Source organism: Ancalomicrobiaceae bacterium S20 (genome assembly GCA_040269895.1).
Taxonomy (GTDB): Bacteria; Pseudomonadota; Alphaproteobacteria; order Rhizobiales; family Ancalomicrobiaceae; genus Methyloraptor; species Methyloraptor flagellatus.
The window spans coordinates 234,155-250,702 of record CP158568.1; the positions used below are offsets into that span (position 1 = coordinate 234,155).

Below are 16,548 nucleotides of genomic sequence, written 5' to 3' on the forward strand. Positions count from 1 at the left end.
CCGACCTGCGAACGCCAGAGGAGGCCGCGGACCGGGAGGGCGGCGTCCGCCGCGCGCGATCAGCCCTCCAGCTCCTCGCGCAGCATTTCGAGCTCCAGCCAGCGATCCTCGGCGGCGGCGCGCTCGGCCTCGGCCTTGGTGATCGCGTCGGCGGTCTTCTGGAACTTGACGGGATCGCGCGTGAACAGCGCAGGATCGGCCATCACCTGCTGCAGCTTGGCGAGTTCGGCTTCCAGTGTGGCGATGCGCGCCGGTAGTGTCTCCAGCGCGTGGCGCTCGTTGAAGCCGAGCTTGCGCTTCTTCGCCGGGGCCTCGGCGGCGGGCTTCGGTGCATCGGACGATTTCGGCGCTGCGGCGGGCTTGTCGATCACGCGTGCGGAAACGCCCGTGCCGCGCTGAGCCACCATGTCGGCATAGCCGCCGGCATATTCGGTCCAGCGGCCGCCGCCCTCGCTCATGATCACCGAGGTCGCGACGCGGTCGAGGAAGTCACGGTCATGGCTGACCACGACGACGGTGCCGGGGTAATCCGCGAGCAGTTCCTCGAGCAGGTCGAGCGTTTCGAGATCGAGATCGTTGGTCGGCTCGTCGAGCACGATCAGATTGCCGGGGCGGGCGAGGGCGCGGGCGAGCATGAGCCGGCCGCGCTCGCCGCCCGACAGCACGCCAACCGGCGTGCCTGCCTGTTCGGGCGAAAACAGGAAGTCCTTCAGATAGCTCATCACATGGCGCGACTCGCCGCCGACCGTGACGATGTCGCCGCGCCCGTCGGTCATCGCATGGCGCAGCGAGGCGTTCGGGTCGAGCGCCTCGCGCTTCTGGTCGAGCGTGACCATCTCGACGTTGGCGCCGAGCTTGACGGTCCCGGCGTCGGGCGCGAGCTGGCCTGTCAACAGGTTGATCAGCGTCGTCTTGCCGGCGCCGTTCGCCCCGACCACGCCGAGCCGGTCGCCGCGGGCGATGCGGATGTCGAGATCCTTGACGATCGCGCGGCCGTCGTAGGCCTTCGACAAGCCGATCGCCTCGATGACGATCTTGCCGGAGACCTCGGTCTCCGTGGCCGCCATCTTGACCGTGCCCTGCACGCGGCGTTCGGTCTTTTTCTTCTCCCGCAGCGCGCCGAGTTCGGCGAGGCGGCGGACGTTGCGCTTGCGCCGCGCGGTGACGCCGTAGCGCAGCCAGTCGAGCTCGGCGACGATCTTGCGATCGAGCTTGTGGCGCTCCTTCTCCTCCTGCTCGAGCAGGTCGTCGCGCCAGGCCTCAAAACTCGCGAAGCCGCGATCGAGCCGGCGGGTACGGCCGCGATCGAGCCAGATGGTGGCGCGCGACAGATTTTCCAGGAAGCGGCGGTCGTGGCTGATCAGCACGAGCGCGGACCGCATGCCCTTCAGTTCGGCTTCGAGCCATTCGATCGCCGGCAGGTCGAGGTGGTTGGTCGGCTCGTCGAGCAGCACGACGTCGGGCTCGGGGGCGAGCGTGCGGGCGAGCGCGGCGCGGCGCGCCTCGCCGCCGGAGAGGCGCTTGGGATCCTCCTCGCCGGTCAGGCCGAGATCCTCCAAGAGGCGCCGCGCGCGGAACGGATCATCGCCGGGGCCGAGGCCGGCCTCGACATAGGCGAGCGTGGTCGCGAAGGCCGAGAGATCCGGCTCCTGCGGCAGGTAGCGCACGGTGACGCCGCCCTGGACGACGCGGTCGCCGCGATCGGCCTCGATCAGCCCGGCGGCGACCTTGAGCAGCGTCGACTTGCCCGAGCCGTTGCGGCCGACGAGGCAGATGCGGTCGCGCTCGGCGACCGCGAGTTCGGCGCCTTCCAGGAGCGGATTGCCGCCGAAGGTGAGGCCGATGTCGCGAAGGGTGAGGAGAGGGGCAGCCATGGCGCGGGGTTTAGCCGAGTTTTGCGGCGACCGCCACGGGGAAGGGGGCTGGAGGGCGGAGGCCGGCATGCGTTGGTGGTTATGGTGCGCGACGATGGCCGGAGCGGCATCGCGGCACAGATCGAGGTATGCGAGAGATCGGCGGGATTGGAATTTTGTCCTAGCTGCGCGGCTTGCGCGGGGCACAGTGGGCGTGGCGTTGTGGGCCGCGATCTGGGGCGGCGTTCAGCCCGGCATGCCGCGCGCCGGGCTGGGATTCGACTGAAAATGGATTGGTTTCAGGGTTTCAGCTGGCGAAAAAGATCCGGCTGCCGCGCAGGTAGAGTTCGACGTCGGTCCAGCCGGCCCTACGGAAGCCGCGATAGAGCGTGTCGCCGAACGCCTCGAAGGCTTCGCGATTGGCGAAGCCGCGGGGTACGAGGCTCGCACTTCCGTCTGCTGCTTCTGACTATTTCCAATGTAAAATCTCAATACTGGCTGGTTAATTTCAAATTTTTCCTTGTTAATCGAAATTGATTGGATTCATCATTTAAGAAAATCTTGAGGTTATTTTGATTTTTTATTTGAGATATTTATGGTATTTTGCAACTTATTGTCGAATTTATATAGAATAATTTATGGGTATCGATAAACTAATCTCGTTCGCACTGCCATCTAACGTTTTGACGTTTGTGGCTGTCAAATGGAGCTTCATGATGAGTGGTAACCCGCATGAGTGGTAACCCGCATGAGTGGTAACCCGGCACGGGTGCCGGGTTAAATAGCGCTATGATTGCTGCTCGGTGAGGTATCATGGCTTTAATTTCTTAAACATGTCCGATCTTAGTTCAAGAACTCTAAAAAACTTCTCAGTTTCTTCATCTGAATGCGAAAAAACTAAAAATTGAGCAAATTTATACTCCGGGAAGTTGAGCCCGATTTCATCATAATATGTTTTGTTTTCTATCAAATTTATTCCTGCGTAATATTCTTCAGTGTCCCATGAGAAATAGACATGATAATAATCGTTATCGCGTGCCGTATATGCTCGCTCTGTCATGTCTGAGATCGTGTTGGCGATCTCTTCAATGTCACTGCCGATGGCTTCGAATACGATATCTGCCATTATTTAGTTCCTTCTATTTTTGCGTATGGTTGGTCCCGTTTCGTGAGTGATGTCGTGTTTCTATAGAACATGAAAGATATGTCTCGGTTGGTTCCTTGAGCGATATTTTTCTGCAGTGCTTCAAGATTGTAGGGAATGAGATCTTTTCTCTTCAGCGGTTCCGACCATCGGTCGTTCCTGACCTGGCCTAGCCTTTCCGCGCGTTCGAACAGTTCTCGACTGACGACCGCAATGTCCAAGTCGCTCCGTTCTCCTCTTTCGTCGAACGGCCTGCCATCCCTCCAACGATAGCCCGTCACGGCGCTGCCGCGCAGGTAGAGTTCGACGTCGGTCCAGCCGGCCCTGCGGAAGCCGCGATAGAGCGTGTCGCCGAACGCCTCGAAGGCTTCGCGATTGGCGAAGCCGCGGGGTACGAAGCCCGGCGGCACGGCGCCCGACGGGCCGCCGATCAGCGCGTTGAGCCGGATCTCGGCCTCGTCGCGCTCCGAACGCAGGCGGACGATCTCGCCCCACGGGGTGGGCGCATTCAGCGACGCCTGCGGCAGCCAGGTCGGATCGAGTTCGCGAACCGCTCGGAACGCCGCATCGCGGACGCCGCTTCTCGTCCGACCATGACGAGGATGCCAGACCTGCGGCGCTGCGCTGTCGCCGGTCCCGCATTCATGCCATGGGTGGGCACCTCCGAACCGGACCCGCGCGCCCCATGCTGTCGAGCCATCTCTGGATCCCGCTGACCCTCGTCGCCGCTTTCGGGCAGACGCTGCGCAATACCTTGCAGCGCGGGTTGATCGCCGAGGTCGGCACGGTCGGCGCGACGCATGTGCGGTTTCTCTACGGGCTGCCGTTCGGCATCCTGCTCTGCGTGGTCGTGTTCGCGGCGACGGGCACAAAGCCCTTCGTGCCGAGCCTGTCGTTCTTCGCCTGGACCGCGCTCGGCGGTGTCGCGCAGGCGCTGGCGACGGGGCTCATGCTGGCGGCGATGCGGACGAAGACGTTCCTGGTCGCGATCGCCTATACCAAGGCCGAGCCGATCGAGATCGCGATCCTCGCCATGCTCGTGCTCGGCGAGGTGCCGACGCCCTGGCTGGTCGGCGCGATCCTGGTTGCGACCGCCGGCGTCATGATCATGAGCTGGCCCAAGCAGGGCACGACCGAGGGCACGCTCCGGCCGGCGGCGCTCGGCATCGCCTCGGGCGGGCTGTTCGGCCTTTCGTCGGTCGGCTTCAAGGGCGGCATCATCGCGAGCGGCCTCGGCTTCCTGCCGGCCGCCTCGATCACGCTGATGACCGGTCTCGCGATCCAGACCGTGCTGCTCAGCCTATATCTGATCGCGACCGATCGCGGTGCCTTGTCGAAGCTGCTCAAGGCCTGGCGCGTGTCGATGCCGGCGGGCGCGATCGGCGCGGGGGCGTCGCAACTGTGGTTCTTCGCCTTCGCGCTCGAGCCGGTCGCGCATGTGCGCACGCTCGGCCTCGTCGAGATCCTGTTCTCGGCCGCCGTTTCGCGCACGCTGATGAAGCAGATGGCGAGCCCGCGCGAGATTTTTGGGATCGTGCTGCTGCTCGCGGGTGTCGTTGGGGTGCTGAACGGGTGATGCCCGGTCCGGGTTGCAGTCCGGGGCAGGGCCCGGTTCAGGCGCCCAGAATGTCCGACAGCGGCGAGACCGCCTTTTCCTCCTCGACGAGGTCGAGGCCGTCCTCGATCTCGTCGAGGTGGTGCACCATCAGGTGCGCGGCGCGCTCGGCGTCTCCGGCTTCGATGGCGGCGGCGATCACCTCGTGGTGGTCGGTGCCGCAGACGCGGGCGCGGCGGCTGCGATAGAGCAGGATCACCAGTGACGAGCGCGCCACCAGTTCGCGCAGCAGGCTCTCGTAGAGGCGGTGGCCGGCCTTGCGCGCGACCAGCAGGTGGAATTCGCCGGAGAGCCGGATCGCGGCGCGGTCGTCGCCGCGTTCGAGTGCGGCGCGTTCTTCCGCGAGATGGGCGGCGAGATCGTCGCCGAAGGCGGCGCGGCGGTGCGCGGCGAGCCGGGCGATCTCCGGCTCGATCAGTTTTCGCGCCTCGAACACCTCGCGGGCGTCCTGCACGCTCGGGTGGGCGACGAAGGCGCCGCGGTTCTTCTCGATCACGACGATGCCCTCGTGTGCCAGCGATTGCAGCGCCGCGCGGACGATCGTGCGGCTGACGCCGTAGATCTGGCCGAGGTCGTCCTCGCCGAGCTTGGTGCCGGGCAGGAGCCGATGTTCGAGGATCGCGGTCACGACGCCGGCGTGGATGAGCTGGGCACGATCGACCGGCTGTCCGCGCGTGCCGCCGTCGCCGTTGCCGCCGTCGCCGTTGGGGAGCGACGTGTCCGTCGTGTCGGTCATCTCCGTCCCTCGCGCTTGCGCCGCCGCCGCGAGCTGGCGTTCGCGGCAGCGCTGATTTCCTTATAAACCCGAGCGCCGACGGGGCAACGACCGGATTGTATACGGTTTCGGATCAATTTGTGTGCGGCTGCCTGAATCTTCGGCAGCGGTGGGACGAGGCACGGGCGCGCGATTGGTCCGGTGCGGTGGGCTTCGCTTTCAAGGCTTTGTCAAACATAGTGAAATTACAAGTCGGTGCGCCCGATGCGGTCTTGGCACACCGCTTGCGATCCCTGTCGCGGACCAGCGGGTCGGCGTCTTCGGCGGCCCGCGCGAACCGGACAGGGACCGCGAGAGGCGCATGGCCGAACCCGCACAGCTCGAACTCGTCGCCGTCACCAAGCGCTATGGCACGACCGTCGCGGTCGATGCGATCGATCTGAAGATCCCGGCCGGCACCTATTGCTGCCTGCTCGGGCCGTCCGGCTGCGGCAAGTCCTCGACGCTCCGGATGATCGCCGGCCACGAGATCGCCAGCGAGGGCGACATCGTGCTCGGACCCCACAATGTCACCGAGCTGCCGCCGGCCAAGCGCGGCACGGCGATGATGTTCCAGTCCTATGCGCTGTTCCCGCATCTGACCGTGCTCGACAATGTCGCCTTCGCGCTCAAGATGCGCGGCGTCGACAAGGCGGTGCGGCACGAGAAGGCGCTGAAGCTGCTCGAGTTGGTGGCGATGACGCCCTATGCGGGGCGCCTGCCGGCGCAGCTCTCGGGCGGCCAGCAGCAGCGCGTGGCGCTCGCCCGCGCGCTGATAACCGAGCCTCAGATTCTGCTGCTCGACGAGCCGCTGTCGGCGCTCGACCCGTTCCTGCGCGTGCGCATGCGCGCCGAGCTGAAGCGCCTGCAGCGCGAGCTCGGCATCACCTTCATCCACGTCACGCACGGCCAGGAGGAGGCGATGGCGCTCGCCGATCTGGTCGTGCTGATGAACGGCGGCAAGATCGAGCAGCAGGGTTCTCCGCGCGAGGTCTTCAACAAGCCGAGGACGGAGTTCGTCGCCCGCTTCATGGGCGGCCACAACGTCATCCGCACGCTCGACGGGCTCGTCGCGGTGCGCACCGACCACCTTTCCGTTTCGAAGGATACCGCCGCCGGCCGGCCGGCGCGGGTGGTCGACGTCGAATATCAGGGCGCGTGGATCCACGCGAACCTCATGGCCGAGGACGGGACGGATCTCGTCGCGCTCGTGCCGGAAGCGACCTTCGATCGCGACCCGTTCCAGGTCGGAGACGTCGTCTCCGTCCATTGGGATGCGGCCGCCGCGCATCCGCTTGCGTGACGAAGACGGAAGACAGGGCTTGCCGCCGCCCGGAGAGGGTGCCGGCCGACTTGGGGAGAGAAGGAAATGACGGATCTCACGAAGAAGCCGAGCGGCGTCAGCCGTCGTTCGGTGCTCAAGGGCGCCGCCGGCATCGCCGGTTTCGCCGCCGGCTCGGGCGCCATCACCGGCTTCCCGTATGTGAAGTCGGCCGAGCCGAAGGTGCTGCGCTACCTCGGCACCGGCGTCAACGAAGGTGACCTCATCGGCAAGAAGTGCTTCGAGGACACCGGCATTAAGATCGAATACATCACCGCGACGACCGACGACGTCACCAAGCGCGTGATCACGCAGCCGAACTCGTTCGACGTGCTCGACACGGAATACTTCTCGCTGAAGAAGCTGGTTCCCTCGGGCAATATCTTGGCCCTCGACTCCAAGAAGATCAAGGAGTTCGACAACATCACCCCGGTGTTCACCAAGGGTGCTCTGCCGTCCGGCAAGAAGATCGGCGATCAGGGCACCGCGCCCTGGAAGGTGCTCTATCTCGAAGGCAAGGATTCGAAGACCTTCGCCAAGGCGCCGACCGAGTTCGTGACCCTGATCCCGACGGTCTACAACGCCGACACGCTCGGCATCCGCCCGGACCTGATCAAGCGTCCGATCTCGTCCTGGGCCGAGCTCCTGAACCCCGAGTTCAAGGGCAAGGCCTCGATCCTGAACATCCCGTCGATCGGCATCATGGATGCCGCGATGGTCGTCGAGGCGACCGGCCAGTACAAGTACCCGGACAAGGGGAACATGACCAAGGCCGAGATCGACATGACCATGAAGATCCTGACCGAGGCGAAGAAGGCCGGCCAGTTCCGCGCCTTCTGGAAGGACTTCAACGAGTCCGTCAACCTGATGGCCTCGGGCGAGACCGTGATCCAGTCGATGTGGTCGCCGGCGGTGACCAAGGTCCGCTCGATGGGCATTCCCTGCGTGTTCCAGCCGCTCAAGGAAGGCTATCGCTCCTGGGCTTCGGGCTTCTGCGTCTCGAAGGGCGTTTCGGGCGCGAAGCTCGAGTGGGCGTACGAGTTCGTGAACTGGTTCCTGTCCGGCTGGGCCGGCGCCTACCTGAACCGCCAGGGCTACTATTCGGCCGTGCTGTCGACCGCCAAGGCGCACATGGAGCCCTACGAGTGGGCCTACTGGATGGAAGGCAAGCCGGCCGAGAAGGACATCAAGGCGCCGGACGGCTCGCTGCTCGAGAAGGCCGGCGCGGTCCGCGACGGCGGCTCCTACGACGACCGCATGGGATCGGTCGCGTGCTGGAACGCCATCATGGACGAGAACGACTACATGGTCCGCAAGTGGAACGAGTTCATCGCCGCTTGATGATCTGAGCGCGCGCGTCGGCCTCGCCGGCGCGCAGTTCCCGAAAATTCCTGCCGGGCATCCCGTTGGACGGGGACGCCCGGCACGGACCTCTCCGCATCTCGCTCTCGTATCCGGGAACCGATCATGGCCGCAGCCGCCCCGACCGCCGGACCGTCTCAGAAGTCGAAGTCGCCGATCGATCGCGCCTCGGATCAGCTCCTCGCCTGGGCGCAGGCGCTGCCGATGACGCTCGTCTTCGCGTTCTTCTTCCTGCTGCCGCTCGCGCTGGTCGTCATGGTCAGCTTCTGGGACTACAACGAATACGAGATGATCCCGACCTTCTCGGGTCGCGGCTACACCGACACGTTCGAGGGTTGCCTCGCCGAACTGCCGAACCTCTGCACGATCCTGAAGACCTACGCGAAGACGCTGAAGCTCTGCTTCCTGGTCTGGATCATCACGCTGACGATCGGATTCACCGTCGCCTATTTCCTGGCTTTCCACGTCAAGTCAAAGACTTGGCAGATCATGCTGTCGCTCCTGTGCACGATCCCGTTCTGGACCTCGAACGTGATCCGCATGATCGCCTGGATCCCGCTGCTCGGCCGCAACGGGCTGGTGAACCAGGGGCTGGTCGGTGCCGGCATTGTCGACAAGCCGCTGGAGTGGCTGCTCTATTCCGAATTCTCCGTGGTGCTCGCGCTCGTACACCTGTTCACGTTCTTCATGGTGGTGCCGATCTTCAACTCGATGATCCGCATCGACAAGTCGCTGATCGAGGCGGCCTATGACGCCGGCGCCACCGGATGGCAGACGCTCGTCAACGTGATCATGCCGCTCGCCAAACCGGGCATCGTGATCGGCTCGATCTTCGTCATCACCATCGTGATGGGCGATTTCATCACCGTCGGCGTGATGGGCGGCCAGCAGATCGCCTCGGCCGGCAAGATCATCGAGACGCGGCTCAACGCGCTGCAGTTCCCCGCCGCCGCCGCCAACGCCGTGATCCTGCTCGGCGTGACCCTCCTCATCATCGCCGCGCTGTCGAAGCTCGTCGATATCCGCAAGGAGCTCTGAGATGGGCGGAGAACGCGGCAAGGCCTTCTATTTCCTCGCCTTTTTCTTTGCGCTCTACGTCCTGTTCCTGTACGGGCCGATGATCGCGATCTTCGTGCTGTCGTTCCAGGGACCGGAGGGCGGGCTCACCTTTCCGATGAACGGCTTCTCGTTCTACTGGTTCGGCAAGCTCTACGAGGGCAACGGCATCATCAAGATCGGCGCGTCGTTCCTGCGGTCGTTCAAGCTCGGCCTGGTGGTGATGCTGTTGACGGTCGCGATCTCGGTCGCGGCGGGGCTTGCGTTCCGCAAGAAGTTCCGCGGCTCGGCGGCGCTGTTCTACATCGCGATCGCCAGCCTGATCGTGCCGTCGATCATCACCTCGCTCGGCATCGCGCTCGAGTTCCGTATCATGGACGACGTGGTCCGCCACTACGGCCCGTCGTGGCTCGCCGATACCCACACGACCTTCATGGGCCTGTTCACCTCCGGCCTCGGCGCGCACCTGACCTGGACGTTGCCGTTCGGCCTCCTGATCATGTTCGCGATCTTCAACCGCTTCAATCCGGCTTACGAGGAGGCCGCGCGCGACCTCGGCGCGACGCCATGGCAGACGTTCCGCCATGTCGTGCTGCCGATCATCCTGCCGTCGGTGGTCGGTATCGGCCTGTTCGGCTTCACGCTGTCCTGGGACGAGATCGCGCGGTCGAGCCAGGTGATCGGCGAGGTCAACACGCTGCCGCTCGACCTGCAGGGCCTGACCACTACCGTGACCAAGCCCGACATCTACGCGCTCGGCACGGTGACCTCGGCGGTGTCCTTCGTGGTGATCTTCGCCGCGCTGTTCGCGATCCGCGCCTTGCAGAACCGGCAGGCGAAGCAGGGCTCGGATGCGGGATCCGGCATGGTGTGAGGTGCGCGTCGGGGAACGCGTGCCGATACGATAACAACGAGAATGCAATGCTGATCCACGTCGTCAATCCGAACACCACCGTCTCGATGACCGACAAGATCGCCGCCGCGGCGCGGGCGGTCGCCTCGACCGGCGTCGAGATCCTGGCGACCCAGCCGGAGACCGGGCCGGTGTCGATCGAGGGCTACTACGACGAGGCCTTCGCCATTCCGGGCATGCTGATGCGGATCCTCGAGGCCGAGAAGGCCGGGGCGCAGGCGCATGTGATCGCCTGTTTCGATGACACCGGGCTCGATGCCGCGCGGTCCGCGGTGTCCTCGCCCGTGATCGGCATCGGCGAGGCGGCCTATCACGTCGCGAGCCTGATCGCCGGCAAGTTCTCGGTGGTCACGACGGTCGCCCAGGCGATCCCGGTCATGGAGCACAATCTCGTCCGCTACGGTCTCGCCTCGCGCTGCGCCCGTGTGCGCGCCGGCGGTTTCGAGGTGCTGGCGCTGGAGGAGGAGGGTTCCGACGCGCGAGCGAAGATCTCGGCCGAGATCGAGGCCGCCAAGGTCGAAGAGCGCGCCGAGGCGATCGTGCTCGGCTGCGCCGGCATGGCGGATCTCGCGGCCGATCTCTCGGTCGAGCATGGACTGCCGGTGATCGACGGTGTCGCCGCGGCCGTGGCGCTCGCCGAAGGGCTGATCAAGCTCGGCGTGAAAACCTCGAAGCGCGGCGGCTACACGCCGCCGCTCAGAAAGCCCTATGCCGGCGCTTTCGCGGCTTACGCCTACCCGGGGTGAGGTGATGACGGCGGCGGGCCAGTTCGAGGTGACGACGGCGAGCGCGACCGACCTCGCGACGATGGTCGGCTGGGCCGCCGCCGAAGGCTGGAACCCCGGACGCGGCGACGCGGCACCGTTCCATGCCGCCGACCCACACGGCTTTCTGATCGGCCGGCTCGACGGGGCGCCGATCGGCTGCATCTCGGTGGTGCGCTACGGCACCGACTTCGGCTTTCTCGGCTTCTACATCGTCGCGCCGGAGCATCGCGGCCGCGGCTACGGGATGCGGATCTGGGACGCCGGCATGGCGTATCTCGCCGGCCGCACGGTCGGGCTCGATGGCGTCGTCGCCCAGCAGGCGAATTATGCCAAGTCCGGCTTCGTGCTCGCCCATCGCAACGTCCGCTATGCCGGGCGGGTCACGTCCGAGGGGGCGATCGATCCGCGTGTCATGCCGGTCGATACCGGGCTCGCACCGGCCGTCGTCGCCTATGACCGGCCCTTGTTCCCGGCGGATCGCGGCGCCTTTCTCTCCGCCTGGCTCGACGGTTCGGGAGGCCGTTTGGCGCTCGCCTTCGTCGAGGACGGCGCGGTGCGCGGCTACGGCGTGATCCGGCCGGCGGAGGCCGGCTTCAAAATCGGGCCGCTGTTCGCCGACACGGCCGTGATCGCCGAGGCGCTGTTTCTCGCGCTCGCGGCGAGGGCCGAGAGCGATACGGTCGTGCTCGATCCGCCGGAGCCGAATTGCGCCGCGGTGGCGCTCGCGGTGCGTCACGGTCTTCAACCGGTGTTCGAAACCGCCCGCATGTATCGGGGCCCGGCACCGACGCTCGATCTCGATCGCATCTTTGGCATCACCAGTTTCGAACTCGGCTGATCCCCTCGGATGCGCGGCGCGCGCTCCGATCCCTGCCGGTTCGCCTGAGAACAAGGAGAGACGCAATGTCCGACTACGATCTCGTCATCCGCGGCGGCACCGTCGTGACCGCCGCCGATACGGTCCGCGCCGATGTCGGCATCCGCGCGGGCAAGATCGTCGCGGTCGCCGACAAGATCGAAGGCGGCGCCAAGGTGATCGATGCCTCGGGCCTCCTGGTCATGCCCGGCGGCATCGACAGCCATGTCCATCTCGCCCAGCCCGCCTTCGGCGGCCCGAAAATGGCGGACGGCTTCGAGACCGGCACGCGCTCGGCGATCGCGGGCGGCAACACGACGGTGCTACCCTTCGCGCTGCAGCCGCGCGGCGCCTCGCTGCGCGCCTCGGTGACCGACTATCACAGGGAAGCCGACGGTCAGTCCTACTGCGACTACGGCTTCCACCTGATCATTTCCGACCCGTCGCCCTCGGTGCTCGGGCAGGAACTGCCGGCGCTGGTCGGCGACGGCTACACCTCGTTCAAGGTGTTCATGACCTACGACGACCTCGTGCTCAACGACCGGCAGCTGCTCGAGGTGTTCGACTGCGCGCGCGGCTGCGGCGCGCTGGTGATGGTCCATTGCGAGGGCTACGACTCGATCAAGTTCATGACCGAGCGGCTGGAAGCCGCCGGCAAGACCGCCCCCTACTATCATGCGGTGTCGCGGCCGCAGGTGGTCGAGCGCGAGGCGACGCACCGGGCGATCAGCCATGGCGAGCTGATCGACGTGCCGATCATGATCGTGCACGTCTCCGGCCGCGAGCCGATGGAGCAGATCCGTTGGGCGCAGCAGAAGGGGCTCAAGGTCTATGGCGAGACCTGCACGCAGTACATCTCGCTGACCGCCGACGATCTCAAGGGTCTCAACATGGACGAGACCGGCGGCAAGTATGTCTGCTCGCCGCCGCCGCGCGACCACGCGTCGTGGGAGGCGATCTGGGAGGGTATCCGGGGCGGCGTGTTCCAGACCTTCTCGTCCGATCACTGCCCGTTCTTCTACGAGGGCTCGGAAGGCAAGCTCAATCCGAAGGCGCGGACCTCGTTCAAGTGGGTGCCGAACGGCATCCCGGGCGTCGAGGTTCGGCTGCCGATCCTGTGGTCGAAGGGCGTCGGCGAGGGGCGGATCACGCCGAACGAGTTCGTCGCGCTGACTTCCACGAACCACGCCAAGATCTACGGCCTCTACCCGGAAAAGGGCTCGATCGGCGTCGGCTTCGACGCCGACATCGTGCTGTGGGATCCGAACCGCAAGGAGACGATCCGGCAGGAGCTCATGCACCACGGCTCCGACTACACGCCCTTCGAAGGCATCGCGGTCACCGGCTGGCCGGTCATGACGATCCTGCGCGGCGCTGTGGTCGCCGAAGAGGGCAGGATCCTCGGCACCAAGGCGGACGGCAAGTTCCTGAAGCGCGGGCTTTCACCTTACGCGGTGCCGACCGGGCGGACCTATCTCTGAACCGGCGATGCGCGGCGGAGGTCATCCGGACGGCCGCCGCCCGCAGCGGCAGAGGCCGGCAATGAGGATTTAGATTGATGCTCGTTTTGCATGCGGAACGCATATCGAGGGAGGCGTTCGCGCCTTTCGGCGCGCTGCTCGATCCGGCGATCGACCGGCCGCGGATCAACTTCGCCGGGCCGACGACCAACGATCGGCCGGCGGCGCGGGCCAATCTCGCGATCGTGCGCCCGCCGGTGGTGGCGAGCGGCGTCGTGATCGACGTGGTCGAACGGCACCCGTTCTCGACCCAGGCGTTCATGCCGCTCGATGTCGCGGCCTATGTGATCGTGGTGGCGCCGGACGGGGCGGACGGTCAGGCCGATCTCGACCGCGCGCGGGCCTTCGTCGTGCCGGGCACGACGGGGATCGTCTATGGCGTCGGCACCTGGCACGTCGGCATGAGCGTGCTCGAACGGCCCGGCGGCATGGCGATGCTGGTGCATGAGGACGGCACGGACGACGATTGCGAATACGTGACCGTGCCGGGGTTCTCGGTGGTGTGGTGAGGCGCGGGCGCCGGATCGCGGGTCCGGCGCCCTTCGCGACAGTCTTGGCGGGGCAGGGCGTCGCCGCGCGCCCCTCACTTCAGCGCTTGCAGCACCGACACGTAGTTGGCGACCGCCGCGCCGCCCATGTTGAAGATGCCCGCGACTTCGGCATCCTTGACCTGCATGTCGCCGGCAGTGCCGGTGAGCTGCATGGCGCTCATCACATGCATCGACACGCCGGTCGCGCCGATCGGATGGCCCTTGGACTTGAGGCCGCCCGAGGGGTTGACCGGCAACTTGCCGTCCTTGGTCGTGACGCCGTCGAGGATGGCGCGGGCGCCCTGGCCGGGCGCGGCGATGCCCATGGCTTCGTACTCGATCAGCTCGGCAATGGTGAAGCAGTCGTGGGTCTCGACGAGGTCGAGGTCGAAGATGCCGAGACCGGCCTTGTCGAGCGCCTGCTTCCAGGCGGCCTGACAGCCTTCGAATTTCAGGATGTCGCGCTTCGACAGCGGCAGGAAGTCCTGCGTGTGCGCCATGGCGCGGAAGGCGATCGCCTTCTTGGCGCCGAGCGCGGTCTCCATGTCGGTGACGACCATCGCGGCGGCGCCGTCGGAGACGAGCGAGCAGTCGGTCCGCTTCAGCGGACCGGCGACGAACGGATTCTTCTCGCTCTCGTTCCGGCAGAACTCGAAGCCGAAGTCCTTGCGCATCTGGGCGTAAGGGTTGGCGACGCCGTTCTTGTGGTTCTTGGCGGCGATCGCGGCGAGCGCGTCGGACTGGTCACCCCAGCGCTGGAAATAGCTCTCGGCGATCTTGCCGAACACGCCGGCGAAGCCGTTCGGCGTGTCGCCTTCCTCGGCGAGATAGGACGCCTTCAGGAGATACTGGCCGATCTCCTTGCCGGGCGTCTTGGTCATCTGTTCGACGCCGACGACGAGCACGAAGCGGGCCTGGCCGGCGCGGATCGACTTGACCGCCTGGTGCACGGCGGCCGAGCCGGTCGCGCAGGCGTTTTCCACGCGGGTGGTCGGCTTGAAGCGCAGGCGCGGATCGGCCTGCAGCACCAGCGAGGCGGTGAAATCCTGCGGCGAGAAGCCGGCGTTGTAGTGGCCGAGGACGATCTCGTCGACGTCCTCCGGGCCGATGCCGGCGTCCTTGATCGCGGCGGTGGCGACCTGGACGATCAGGCTCTCGACCGTCTCGTTCTCGAGCTTGCCGAACGGCGTATGCGCCCAGCCGATGATCGCTGCAGACATGACGTGCCTCCCAAACTCCGACGACGCCCGGATTATTCGGTCGGGCGTTCGATTTCTGCGGCCGAGAGTATGCGAGGCCGTTCGGCTTGTGAACGGGTCCGTTCGTCGGGCAAGCCCTGCGCTTGGGTGCCGCGCGTTCCGCCCAGCGGACCGGGGCGACAGCGGGGTCCATGTTGCGGACCCCGGGCGCGTCCTTACCTCGCGACGCGTGCGTCCGATCCTCTCATTTCGCGACGCGCGCGTCGCGGGCGAACAGATAGATGGCGATCGAGGCGGCAAGCAGGATGGCGAAGACGCCGAACAGCTTGGTGTAGATCTCGGCCGGGGCGACGCCGCTGCTGGCCAGCGCGCCGACATAGTGGCCGGAAATCGGCTGTATCACCGCAGCGCCGCCGATCATGGCCATGTTCATCAGGCTGAGACCGCGGCCGAGCACGTGCTCGGGCAGGAAGGCGCGGGCATGGGCCATGACCACGCCATAGGTCATGCCGAAGCCGCCGATCACGGCGAAGGCGGCGGCCGCCGGCACGACGCCGAGGCTGGCGTTGGTCGCCAGCACGACGAGGGCGGCGACGGTCACGGCCTCGCCGATCGCGACCACCCATTTGCGTGTGCCGAACAGCCGGTCGAGCGGGCCGTAGACGAAGGCGCCGACGATCATGGCGATGCCCATCGCCATCACCGCGTTGCCGCGTTCGACGGGCCCGAGCCCATGCACATCGGCGAAATAGGGCCCGACCCAGAGGCCGCGCACGGCGGCGAGGATCGGATAGGAGGCGAGCGCGATCGGGAAGATCGGCCAGAGCGCTCGGACGCGGAAGACCTCGCCCATCGCGAAGGGGTTCGACGCCGGGCCCTTCCGCTCGGGTGCGGGCGGATCGCGAACCAGGATCGCGACCAGCGCGGTCGCGCCGAGGGTGAGGAGGCCGATCGCGATCATGCTGGTGCGCCAGCCGAACGAGGCGACCGCCGCCGCGAAGGGGGTGGCCGCGACCAGATTGCCGAGCGAGCCGACGCCGACGATGACCGAGGACCAGGTTGCGAACTGCGCCGGCGCCGAGGTGCGGCCGATGACATAGAGCGAGGCCATGTAGACCGGTGCGCAGCCGATGCCGATCAGCGCCATGCCGGCGATCGGCATCCAGGGCGCGGTCGCGAGGCCGAACAGGATGCTGCCCGCGACCGCCGCCAGCATCAGGGTCGAGACCGTGATGCGCGGCCCGACCCGGTCGAAGGCCATGCCGATCGGCACCTGCGCCAGCGCGAAGGCGGCGAAGAACGCTGCCGACACGAGCCCGAGCCCGGTCGGATCGAGGCCGACGTCGCGGGCGAGTTCGGGCGCGACGACCGCCAGAAAGGCACGGAAGAACTGACTGAGCAGATAGGCGGCGACAAGAACGGCGTAGGTAGCCAAACGGAGATCTCCGAACGTGCGAGCGCGCCTACCATAGAGGCCGCTGTGGCCTTGACCAGTGCGTCGCCAGCCCTCGGGGCATGCCGCAACGGGGGAGCGGAAATCTCGGGTCGGGTCTCGCGGGGCGGACGGCGGTTGCGACGTCACAGAACCGAAATCGACGACGGGCAATCGAGTGTCGCGATGTCGCGCCGCGTTTCGGTGTAGACATGGCAACGAGGCG

At 66.2% G+C, this 16,548-nt stretch carries 15 protein-coding genes; 9 read left to right on the forward strand and 6 right to left on the reverse strand.

All coding sequences use genetic code 11. The annotated features are described in order from the left end of the window. Nucleotides 1-59: 59 nt before the first annotated feature. The 3 genes from ABS361_01040 to ABS361_01050 form a co-directional block, all read right to left on the reverse strand. Nucleotides 60-1,874, reverse strand: coding sequence for an ATP-binding cassette domain-containing protein (locus ABS361_01040; protein ID XBY44920.1), 1,815 nt, complete (start codon nucleotides 1,872-1,874; stop codon nucleotides 60-62). Nucleotides 1,875-2,664: 790 nt separating this feature from the next. Then, complete coding sequence (locus ABS361_01045; protein ID XBY44921.1) at nucleotides 2,665-2,979, reverse strand: hypothetical protein; 315 nt, start codon at nucleotides 2,977-2,979, stop codon at nucleotides 2,665-2,667. After that, nucleotides 2,979-3,407, reverse strand: a complete 429-nt coding sequence (locus ABS361_01050; protein ID XBY44922.1) for a hypothetical protein — start codon at nucleotides 3,405-3,407, stop codon at nucleotides 2,979-2,981. Before ABS361_01050 ends, ABS361_01045 begins: the two co-directional genes overlap by 1 nt. Before the next feature lie 275 nt (nucleotides 3,408-3,682). Between ABS361_01050 and ABS361_01055 the strand changes: the two genes are divergently transcribed. Further along, nucleotides 3,683-4,573, forward strand: a complete 891-nt coding sequence (locus ABS361_01055) for a DMT family transporter (GenBank protein ID XBY44923.1) — start codon at nucleotides 3,683-3,685, stop codon at nucleotides 4,571-4,573. A gap of 37 nt (nucleotides 4,574-4,610) precedes the next feature. On the opposite strand, the gene ABS361_01060 is transcribed toward ABS361_01055, so the two are convergent. After that, the gene (locus ABS361_01060) at nucleotides 4,611-5,348 is read right to left on the reverse strand and encodes a GntR family transcriptional regulator (GenBank protein XBY44924.1); all 738 of its coding nucleotides are present in this window, start codon (nucleotides 5,346-5,348) and stop codon (nucleotides 4,611-4,613) included. Nucleotides 5,349-5,688: 340 nt separating this feature from the next. Here ABS361_01060 and ABS361_01065 point away from each other — a divergent pair, with 340 nt between their 5' ends. From ABS361_01065 to ABS361_01100, 8 genes are all read left to right on the forward strand, one after another. After that, nucleotides 5,689-6,669 carry an ABC transporter ATP-binding protein gene (locus ABS361_01065; GenBank protein XBY44925.1) on the forward strand — a complete coding sequence of 327 codons (981 nt, stop codon included), beginning with the start codon at nucleotides 5,689-5,691 and terminating at the stop codon, nucleotides 6,667-6,669. A 66-nt stretch (nucleotides 6,670-6,735) separates the two neighbouring features. Then, nucleotides 6,736-8,028 carry an extracellular solute-binding protein gene (locus tag ABS361_01070; protein ID XBY44926.1) on the forward strand — a complete coding sequence of 431 codons (1,293 nt, stop codon included), beginning with the start codon at nucleotides 6,736-6,738 and terminating at the stop codon, nucleotides 8,026-8,028. Nucleotides 8,029-8,154: 126 nt separating this feature from the next. Next, on the forward strand, nucleotides 8,155-9,087 hold the full coding sequence (locus ABS361_01075; GenBank protein ID XBY44927.1) for an ABC transporter permease: 933 nt from the start codon (nucleotides 8,155-8,157) through the stop codon (nucleotides 9,085-9,087). Nucleotide 9,088: 1 nt separating this feature from the next. Further along, nucleotides 9,089-9,979, forward strand: coding sequence for an ABC transporter permease (locus ABS361_01080; protein XBY44928.1), 891 nt, complete (start codon nucleotides 9,089-9,091; stop codon nucleotides 9,977-9,979). Nucleotides 9,980-10,026: 47 nt separating this feature from the next. Beyond that, nucleotides 10,027-10,764, forward strand: a complete 738-nt coding sequence (locus tag ABS361_01085; protein ID XBY44929.1) for an aspartate/glutamate racemase family protein — start codon at nucleotides 10,027-10,029, stop codon at nucleotides 10,762-10,764. A 4-nt stretch (nucleotides 10,765-10,768) separates the two neighbouring features. Continuing rightward, nucleotides 10,769-11,623, forward strand: a complete 855-nt coding sequence (locus tag ABS361_01090; GenBank protein XBY44930.1) for a GNAT family N-acetyltransferase — start codon at nucleotides 10,769-10,771, stop codon at nucleotides 11,621-11,623. Between the two features lie 65 nt (nucleotides 11,624-11,688). Beyond that, on the forward strand, nucleotides 11,689-13,122 hold the full coding sequence (gene hydA / locus ABS361_01095; protein ID XBY44931.1) for a dihydropyrimidinase: 1,434 nt from the start codon (nucleotides 11,689-11,691) through the stop codon (nucleotides 13,120-13,122). A gap of 77 nt (nucleotides 13,123-13,199) precedes the next feature. Further along, nucleotides 13,200-13,670 (forward strand): ureidoglycolate lyase, encoded by a 471-nt coding sequence (locus ABS361_01100; protein XBY44932.1) that lies wholly within the window; start codon nucleotides 13,200-13,202, stop codon nucleotides 13,668-13,670. A 74-nt stretch (nucleotides 13,671-13,744) separates the two neighbouring features. Here ABS361_01100 and ABS361_01105 read toward each other — a convergent pair whose 3' ends face one another. After that, entirely contained in the window at nucleotides 13,745-14,911 is a 1,167-nt protein-coding gene (locus tag ABS361_01105; protein ID XBY44933.1) for an acetyl-CoA acetyltransferase, read from the reverse strand. 223 nt (nucleotides 14,912-15,134) lie between these two features. After that, on the reverse strand, nucleotides 15,135-16,325 hold the full coding sequence (locus tag ABS361_01110) for an MFS transporter (GenBank protein XBY44934.1): 1,191 nt from the start codon (nucleotides 16,323-16,325) through the stop codon (nucleotides 15,135-15,137). Nucleotides 16,326-16,548 lie beyond the last annotated feature (223 nt).